This window comes from Haloferula rosea, assembly GCF_016595525.1.
Lineage (GTDB): Bacteria > Verrucomicrobiota > Verrucomicrobiia > Verrucomicrobiales > Akkermansiaceae > Haloferula > Haloferula rosea.
In genome coordinates this window covers 1-2,098 of record NZ_JAENII010000036.1, presented here as the reverse complement: position 1 = coordinate 2,098, position 2,098 = coordinate 1, and the positions used below count along the sequence as shown (strand labels likewise).

Sequence of the window (2,098 nt, the reverse complement as noted above, 5' to 3'; positions counted from 1 at the left end):
AAAACCCTTTGATCCAACCCGCCATCTCCAGCATCAACCTCAACCCGAAATATCCCGAAAATCCCCCTTGATTCCATCACCGTAACTGACCCCACTGAAGACCCCGCCGACGATTCGGCGGATGGAGCCTCGCGCCGTCCGCTTTCTCGTGCTTTTTCGACCGAGGAGAAAAATGCTTTCGGGTGCCCTGACACGGAGTCTTTCCTTCGGTCAGCCACGAGCCTTCCGACGCCTCTTCCACTGGCGGGCGGCAAGGCCCGTAAGGAGAATCCCCACGGCGTACCTCCACCAATGGGTGCGCAAGTGGCGATTGAAACTATCGAGCCGCCTTTCCCTGATCACCTCCGCTTGCCAGGATGGCTCCCAGCCGATGCTGGCCTCCCGGAACGAGCGCACGATCTTCATTCGCTCCTTGTTGGCCCGCCACCACTCCTTCCATCTGGCTTGGAGTTCGGGGTTCTGCTCGGAGCGTACTGTCCGCTTCGGCTCCATCCATGGCTCAGGCTCCAGATTCGAACGCTTGACCAGCCAGAACAGCACCCCATGCGCACGGGCTTCGAATCCATCCGAACTCGCATCGTTCACGAGGACGTCCACTGTTCCCTCGTCTCCCATGCTTGATAGCGGGTAGAACGCCCGCTCCACTCCGTAGGGCACCGCCTCCTCAAGATGGGGCAGTGCGGCAGGGTCGGCGAGCTGCCCTAGAACAGCTGCCGCTCCATCGCTCAACCAGTAACGCTCGGGATACTCGGGAGCGTATCTCTCAAGCAGCCGGCACATCGGCTCGAAGGACCGCGGGTCCTTCGCGGCCTCAAGGAAGCCGAAGGGCATTCGCGAATAGTTCAAGTTCACCCGGGTGGCGATCTCGATGACACGCGGAACGGAGTCGGCATGCCTAATCCGCTGCAGCGCGTTCAGCGAGGCCACGGTCATCAAGTCGTCGCGTCGCCTGCCGGGTTCCGTCGATCCCTCATCCTCGATGAAGTCGAGATGGCGGTGGAGAAAACCGGCGACGTCGGCGTGGCTCAGCGATCCCACGGACTCGACCTTTCTGGTGTCGATCCGCAGCGCGAAACGGTCGGGCAGGCGAACCTGTTTGTCGTAGGACCCCAGCCATTCGATCTCATCGCGGATGCCACGCTCTGTTTCACCATCCGGGCTCATCGATCCCACTTCGATTCGATCGGAGTAGCCCTTCCTGAGTCGGCAATCGAGATCGAGCACCCCTTCAAAACTCCATGGGATCCGCTCCCGCAGCTGTCGAGTCATGTGTTCCTTTTTCTCGAAGACGGATGTGTCCGGCGACGTGATCCTGACCGGATCGAAGAGGTAGCCGAGCAACTGCGCAGCGACCGGGTCGGAATCAAAGGTCTCGTTGGTGACAAGCGGTGCGGGATCGATCAAGGCATGGTAGAGGAGCCATCGCGGCGATCCTTCCTCGACGTAGAACAGCCCCGAGATCGGGTTCATCGAGTGGTCGTCCTTTCGCTCCACCCAGACGACCTTGGTCGGAATTGCCTCGTATCGGGCTCCACCGGAGCGTGGTTTCGACCGCGTGCGCACCTTGAGCGGCTCTGCATCGCCCTTCAGCACGCGTTCTACCGTGACGATGGACTGATCCTCGCTCACCTCGACGGTGCCGATGACGATCCGGTCCGCCTTCTCAATGCGGTCTGCGTCCGTCCATGCGATCAAGGACAGAGCGCGCGCGGTTCCGAGCGCGGCCAGCCAAGCCAGCGCGATGCAGACGAGTTGCGATCGGATGGACGGGGCTCGGCGGTGAGTGCTCATTCTACTACCCATTGGAGTTTCCCAAGGGTGCTGTGACCAGAAAGCTCACTGCTAGCCGGAATGGCACTCGGTTAACAGGGAACGTCGAGGATCTTGAGGGGGGGATTGTCATCTGCGTCAAGCTAAGGACATAAGATGCTTATTATCAATTCGATAAAGATGAATCACCTGAAAGTGAAAGGGGTCGGTCCACACTAGTGTCCAAAACAGCGAAAGGGGTCAGTTACGGTGATGGAATCAAGGGGGATTTTCGGGATATTTCGGGTTGAGGTTGATGCTGGAGATGGCGGGTTGGATCAAAGGGTTT

General features: G+C 59.5%; 1 protein-coding gene. It reads right to left on the bottom strand.

The window, feature by feature from the left end; all coding sequences use genetic code 11:
- Positions 1 to 210: 210 nt before the first annotated feature.
- The gene (locus tag JIN81_RS18715) at positions 211 to 1,791 is read right to left on the bottom strand and encodes a hypothetical protein (protein WP_200283596.1); all 1,581 of its coding nucleotides are present in this window, start codon (positions 1,789 to 1,791) and stop codon (positions 211 to 213) included.
- Between the last annotated feature and the right edge of the window lie 307 nt (positions 1,792 to 2,098).